This window comes from Promicromonospora kroppenstedtii DSM 19349 (assembly GCF_000515355.1).
Classification (GTDB): Bacteria; Actinomycetota; Actinomycetes; order Actinomycetales; family Cellulomonadaceae; genus Promicromonospora; species Promicromonospora kroppenstedtii.
On the sequence record NZ_KI911625.1, the window covers coordinates 36,261 to 43,307 of the forward strand.

The 7,047-nt window shown below is 71.2% G+C and carries 4 protein-coding genes; 1 reads left to right on the top strand and 3 read right to left on the bottom strand.

Going from position 1 to position 7,047, the window contains the following annotated elements; all coding sequences use genetic code 11:
* On the bottom strand, positions 1-1,248 hold a 1,248-nt coding region (locus PROKR_RS05785), incomplete at its 3' end, for an alkaline phosphatase family protein (protein ID WP_084800270.1).
* 128 nt (positions 1,249-1,376) lie between these two features.
* Between PROKR_RS05785 and leuS the strand changes: the two genes are divergently transcribed.
* Positions 1,377-4,334: a leucine--tRNA ligase gene (leuS, locus tag PROKR_RS05790; RefSeq protein WP_036960553.1), complete on the top strand. Its 2,958-nt coding sequence runs from the start codon at positions 1,377-1,379 to the stop codon at positions 4,332-4,334.
* Between the two features lie 66 nt (positions 4,335-4,400).
* Here leuS and PROKR_RS05795 read toward each other — a convergent pair whose 3' ends face one another.
* Both PROKR_RS05795 and PROKR_RS05800 read right to left on the bottom strand, forming a co-directional pair.
* Positions 4,401-5,288, bottom strand: coding sequence for a DUF559 domain-containing protein (locus PROKR_RS05795; protein ID WP_142038279.1), 888 nt, complete (start codon positions 5,286-5,288; stop codon positions 4,401-4,403).
* A gap of 137 nt (positions 5,289-5,425) precedes the next feature.
* A partial coding sequence (locus PROKR_RS05800; RefSeq protein ID WP_157601911.1) for a helicase HerA-like domain-containing protein occupies positions 5,426-7,047 on the bottom strand: 1,622 nt, incomplete at its 5' end.

Genomic DNA, 7,047 nt, shown 5'->3' on the forward strand with positions numbered 1-7,047 from the left:
CCGCACGCCGGCCCCGGCGAGGACCAGCGGCACGCGCAGCTCGGTGGTCGCGCCGTGCCGCCCGGCCGGGGCGGAGGGGGTGGCACCGAAGGACCAGCCCGGCTCGGGCTCGACGACGAGGTCACCGTAGTTCGGGCTCATCCGCAGGCGGCGCTGGTCGGCCTCGTCGAACACGTTCCGCACCTGCGGCAGCGCCGTCAGCGCCCGCTCCAGCCGGCGGACGGCGGCGCGGTCGCCCGCCCGCTCGCCGATGATCCGCACGTCCGCGACCCCGCCCACGACGATCACGACGTCGGTGCCGGCCGCGGGCGTCTGCCCGCTGGTCAGGACCTGCGGCGTGAAGCCGGCGGCCTCGATCGCGGCGAGGCCCTCGGCGGCGAAGCCCTTGTCGAAGGTGGTCATGCCGTGGTCGCCGGTGACGACGAACGCGGTGTCGTCGTGGACGCCCGCCTCCTTCGTGGCGGCGACGATGCGGCCGATCTGCCGGTCGATGTCCTCCAGCGCGCCCGGGATGCGCGGGTCGGCGTCGCCGCCGGCGTGCCCGATCGCGTCGAGCGTGTCGCAGTACACCGTGATCAGGTCGGGGATCCCGTTGGTGCGCACCAGCTGGCCGTTCGAGCTGACGGGCTCGCCGCGCAGCACCGAGACGGCGTCGTCGGTGCGGCGCGCGCAGTCGCCGCCGGGCTGCGTGTACAGGCCGTCCGGGTCGCCGAACGTGACCCCGTAGTTCTGCAGGATGAACCACTGCGCGGAGAACACCGTGCCGCCCTGCTCCCGGATCGACTGCGCGATCGTGGGCACGGCCAGGTCGCGCTGCTGGCCGCGCGCGGTGTTGCTCGCGGCGTCGAACCAGTAGGCGGTGTTGCGGTGCGTCTCGGGCCAGGCGCCCGTGGCGACCGAGGACCACGACGGGTTGGTGATCGACGTCATCACGCCCGACGAGGTGGTGACGCTGCCCTCGCGCAGCAGCGCGCGCAGGTTCGGCATCTCGGCCGAGCCGGGAGAGCCGGCGCCGTCGCGCACCAGGTCGAGGTACTCGACGTCGAACCCGTCCAGGGCCAGGAGGACGACGTGGTCGGCACGGCCGGCGGACGGGCTCGCGGGCATGGTGGCGGTCCTGGTCCTCTCACCGGCGGTCGCGGTGGTGGGTGGGGTGCCGGGCACCGGAGCGGCGGCGGCGGTCGAGGCCGTCCACACGGTGGCGGCGACGATGCTGACGGCGAGGATCTTTCGCAACAAAGGCATCATGCGCGCAATTCGAGCACCCGGGCAGAGAACTTCGGGGGAGGCGGGGGGCGAATGTCGGATGAACCCTGGAGCCTGTGGACGAACGAGGGCCGCCTCCTCGCGCGGTCGGTAGACTCGGCCGGGTGACCATGCCCGACGCACCCGAGCGCACCACGTCTCCCGACGAGCCCCGTTTCCGCTACACCCCCGCCCTCGCGCAGCAGATCGAGCTGCGCTGGCAGGACATCTGGGAGGAGCGGGGCACGTTCCACGCGGCGAACCCGCAGGGGCGACTTACGGGGCCGGGCGGGAGCCCGGCGCAGGGTGACCCGTACTTCATCATGGACATGTTCCCGTACCCCTCGGGTGCGGGCCTGCACGTGGGTCACCCGCTGGGCTACATCGCCACCGACGTCACCGGGCGCTTCCGCCGCATGCGCGGCGACAACGTGCTGCACGCGCTGGGCTACGACGCGTTCGGCCTGCCCGCCGAGCAGTACGCCGTCCAGACGGGTCAGCACCCGCGGACCACGACCGAGGCCAACATCGGCAACATGCGGCGCCAGCTACGCCGCCTCGGCCTGGGCCACGACCCGCGCCGCACCTTCGCGACGATCGACCCCGAGTACGTCCGCTGGACGCAGTGGATCTTCCTGCAGATCTTCGAGTCCTGGTACGACGCCGACGCCGAGCGCCCCGGACCTGTCACGGGCTCCGGCGACGGCAAGGGCCGCGCGCGCCCGATCGCGGAGCTGCGCGCCGAGCTCGCCGCGGGCACACGGCCCGTCCCCGGGCACGACGGCGACAACACGGGCGGCGCCGTCTGGGCCGGACTGAGCGAGCTCGAACAGCGGGACGTCGTCGACGGCCAGCGGCTCGCCTACATCGACTCCTCGCCGGTGAACTGGTGCCCGGGCCTGGGTACCGTGCTCGCGAACGAGGAGGTCACCGCCGACGGCCGCTCCGAGCGCGGCAACTTCCCCGTGTTCCAGCGCAACCTCCGCCAGTGGAAGATGCGCATCACCGCCTACGCGGACCGCCTCACGGACGACCTGGAGCTCATCGACTGGCCCGAGAAGGTCAAGTCCATGCAGCGCAACTGGATCGGTCGCTCCACGGGCGCCAACGTCCGGTTCGACGTCGTCGGCACCGCCGAGGGCGACCCGGCCGGCGCGGCGGGCTCGCTGGAGGTCTTCACCACCCGACCCGACACCCTGTTCGGCGCCACGTTCATGGTGGTGGCCCCCGAGCACCCGCTGCTGGACGAGGTCCCCACGGCCTGGCCCGACGGCACTCGCTCCGCATGGACCGGCGGGTACGACACCCCCGTCGAGGCCGTCGCCGCCTACCGCCGCGAGTCGTCCGCCAAGACCGCCGTCGAGCGGCAGGCCGACGCCGGCAAGAAGACCGGCGTGTTCACGGGCCACCTGGCCGTGAACCCGGTCAGCGGTCTGCAGGTCCCGGTCTTCACCGCGGACTACGTGCTGATGGGCTACGGCACCGGCGCCATCATGGCCGTCCCGGGCGGCGACGAGCGCGACTTCGCGTTCGCCGAGGCCTACGACCTGCCGGTGATCCACACCGTCGAGCCGGAGGGCGGCCTGCCCGAGGGCCACACCGGGGCATACGCGGGTGACGGCGTCGCCGTGCGGTCCTCGAACGACGAGATCTCGCTCGACGGCCTGGGCGTCGTCGAGGCCAAGGCGAAGATCATCGCCTGGCTGGAGAGCCGGAACATCGGCGAGGGCACCACCACCTACCGCCTCAACGACTGGCTGTTCAGCCGCCAGCGCTACTGGGGCGAGCCGTTCCCCGTGGTGTGGGACGAGGACGACCGCCCGGTCGCGATCCCGGACGCGATGCTGCCGGTGGACCTGCCGGACGTGCCCGACTACGCGCCGCGCACCTTCGACCCGGAGGACGCCAACTCGGAGCCCGAGGCGCCGCTGGGCCGCAACGACGACTGGGTGCACGTCACCCTCGATCTCGGCGACGGACCCAAGAAGTACCGCCGCGACACCAACACGATGCCCAACTGGGCCGGGTCGTGCTGGTACTACCTGCGCTACCTCGACCCCGCCGAGAGCACGGCGGCCGCGCTGCCCGAGCTCGAGAACTACTGGCTGGGCCCGCAGCACAACCCGACGTCCGGCCCGGCCGGCGGCGTCGACCTCTACGTGGGCGGCGTGGAGCACGCCGTGCTGCACCTGCTGTACGCCAGGTTCTGGCACAAGGTCCTGTTCGACCTGGGCCACGTCAGCGGTGTCGAGCCGTTCGGCAAGCTGTTCAACCAGGGCTACATCCAGGCGTACGCCTACACCGACTCGCGCGGCCAGTACGTGCCGGCCGAGGAGGTCGAGGGCGACGAGCAGACCGGCTTCACGTGGCAGGGCCAGCCCGTCAACCGTGAGTACGGGAAGATGGGCAAGTCGCTCAAGAACGTCGTGACGCCTGACGAGATGTACGAGCAGTACGGCGCCGACACCTTCCGCGTCTACGAGATGTCGATGGGCCCGCTGGACCTGTCGCGTCCGTGGGAGACCCGGGCCGTCGTCGGGTCGCAGCGGTTCCTGCAGCGGCTGTGGCGCAACGTCGTCTCGGAGGAGACCGGTGAGCTCACCGTCACCGACGACGAGCCCGACACCGCGACGCTGCGCGCGGTGCACCGCGCCATCGCCGACGTGCGCCTCGAGATGGAGAACATGCGGCCCAACACCGCGATCGCCAAGCTCATCACGCTGAACAACCACCTCACGGGCCTGCCGGCCGTGCCGCGCTCGGCCGTGGAGCCGCTCGTCCTGATGACGGCGCCCATCGCGCCGCACATCGCGGAGGAGCTGTGGTCCCGCCTCGGCCACGAGGAGTCGCTGGCGCACGCGCCGTTCCCGGCCGCCGACGAGCAGTACCTCGTGCAGGACACCGTGACGTGCGTGGTCCAGGTGCAGGGCAAGGTGCGGGCCAAGTTCGAGGTCGCCCCGGACATCTCCGACCAGGAGCTGGAGGCGACGGCCCTGGCCGAGCCGAACGTGGTCAAGTTCCTGGACGGCCGCGGGGTCCGCAAGGTGATCGTCCGTGCCCCGAAGCTGGTCAACATCGTCCCGGCCTAGCCGCCTTTCGTTGAGTGCTGGGTATTTGTTGGTCCAAGGAGCCTTGGACCAACAAATACCCAGCACTCAACGTTCTTGTTGGATCTTGCGAGCCCTGATCGCGGCGCGGATCCGGCGGATCAGCCGGTCCGGGTAGCGGATCACGTCGTCCGCCGTTGCGGTGATGATCAGCCAGCCGGCACCCTCGAGGAGCTGGCGCCGTTCCACGTCGCGCCGCCAGGTTGCAGGATCGGTGCGGTGATGGTCGCCGTCGTACTCGACGGCGATCTTGAGCTCCGGATAGGACAGGTCCGGGAGCGCGAGAAACTGCCCCGTCGCGTCCAGGGCGGGCACGTTCACCAGCGGTTCGGGCAGTCCGGCGTCGATGATGATCAATCGCAGCCGAGACTCCATCGACGAGTCCGTCCCGGACCGGACCAGCTCGACGGCTTCCCGGCAGAGCGCGAGACCTCGCATCTTGAAGGTCTCGCGAAGCAGCAGCTCCAGCTCGTCGACCGTGGTCAGCGGGTTCTTGCGCCGCGTCATGGCGTCGCCGAGGCCGACCAGGCTGTCCCTGGTCAAGCCGTGCGACACCTGGAGCCAGGTCTGTGGTGCCGAGGTGATCCGAAGCCCGAGCCGATGGACGACGTCGAGCTTCTTCTGCCCGCAGAAGTGTGGCCTGATCGCGAATCGCTGGGGGCGCTCACCCCTGCGCGGAGTCACGACATGGATCGCGTGATCTTCTTCGAGCTGCCAAGGAAGCTCCACGCCGAGCAGCCGCAGCGCCGTTGTACGAGCGAAGGCGGCGTTCGGGTGCACGACCCGTGCAATCGCGCGGCACCGGTCGATCAACGACGGGTCGGGGTCGTCGATGCGTACGCCGGACGTCGGAGCCGAGAGCCGTCTGGATCTCAGCGCTTGGGCGCTGATTCCACGAGAAAGCCCCTCTGAGACCGTGAAGATTTCATGTGCCACACGTCGAGGCTCGATGGTTTCGGAGCGGGCCGCTCCCTATCCACAGCCCCCACTCCGCCACCCCGTTGAGTGCTGGCCATTTGTGGGCTCAACCCGGCCAGAGGCAACAAATAGCCAGCACTCGACGGGAGAACGGGTCAGCGCTTGCGGGTGCCGAACAGCGAACGGGTCAGCTCGCGGACGAGGACCGTCCCCGCTGTCCTGGCCAGCGAGCTCACCACCCGGTTGCGGTCGCGGGCCGCCTGCGCCTTGTGCCGGGCCTCCGCCTTCTCGCGGGTCGCGGCCTCCTTCTCCAGGCGGGCACGCTCCTTGGCGATCTCCCGCTGGTCCTCGGCAGCGGACGCCTCGCCCGCCGCGGCCGCCTGCCCGGCGGCCTGCTCCTGTGCCCGCGCCTGGAGCAGCTCGAACGCCGACTCCGCGTCGACCGCCGTCCCGTACCTCGCTTGGCCCGCGGAGGCCGCGACCACCCGGTCGATCTCCGCGTCGCCCGCCGGCTCCATCGACGCCTGCGGCGCCCGCACCCGCGTCCACGCGACCGGGGACGGCGCGCCCTTCTCCGTGAGCACTGTGACCACGGCCTCGCCGGTGCCGAGCTCCTGCAGCAGACGCTCCAGGTCGTACGGCGACTTCGGGAACGTGCGGGCGGCGGCCCGCAGCGCGGTCGCGTCGTCGGGTGTGAAGGCGCGCAGCGCGTGCTGCACCCGGTTGCCGAGCTGGGCCAGCACGTCGGACGGCACGTCCTTGGGCGACTGCGTCACGAAGAACACGCCCACGCCCTTGGACCGGATCAGCCGGACCGTCTGCACCACCTGCTGCAGGAAGTCCTTGGAAGCGCCGGTGAACAGCAGGTGCGCCTCGTCGAAGAAGAACACGAGCTTGGGCTTGTCGGCGTCGCCAACCTCGGGCAGCTCCTGGAAGAGGTCGGCCAGCAGCCACATGAGGAACGTCGAGAACAGCTGCGGGCGGTCCTGGACCGCGGGGAGCTCCAGCACGCTCAGCACGCCGAGGTCGCCCCGCGTCGCGATCAGGTCCGACGTCTCGAACGCTGGTTCGCCGAAGAACACGTCGGCGCCCTGCCCCTCCAGGCCCACGATCTCGCGCAGGATGACGCCCGCCGTCGCCGCCGAGACCCCGCCGATCCCCTTGAGCTCGGCCTTGCCCTCGTCCGAGGTCAGGTGCGCGATCACCGACTGCAGGTCCTTGAGGTCCAGCAGCGCCAGACCCCTCTTGTCGGCCCAGTGGAAGATCAGGGTCAGGCTCGACTCCTGCGTCGCGTTCAGGCCCAGCACCTTGGACAGCAGGATCGGCCCGAAGTCGGTGACCGTCGTCCGGATCGGTACCCCCTTGCCCAGGCCGCCCAGCGAGTAGAACTCGACCGGGTACCGCGTGGGCGTCCACTCCTGGCCGATGCTCGCCGCGCGCGCCGCGACCTTCGGGTTGTCCGCGCCCGGCAGCGCCAGGCCCGACAGGTCGCCCTTGACGTCGGCCAGGAAGACCGGGACCCCGGCCAGGGACAGGCCCTCGGCCATGCCCTGCAACGTCTTGGTCTTGCCGGTTCCCGTGGCGCCCGCGACCAGGCCATGCCGGTTCAGCATCGACAGGGCGAAGCCCACCTGGACCCGCGGGTCGGGCGTGGCCTCGCCGCCCGGTTCGCCCTCCAGGAGGGCGCCCAGCGGCAGCGTGGCCTCCGCGGCATATCCGGCGGCGACCTCGGCCGCGTAACCCTGGGGCGCCGCCTCGCCCCGGGCCGGCTCGTCGT

Excerpts from the sequence above, each read along its gene's own strand:
- leuS (WP_036960553.1), top strand. The coding sequence starts at position 1,377 with ATGCCCGACGCACCCGAGCGCACCACGTCTCCCGACGAGCCCCGTTTC.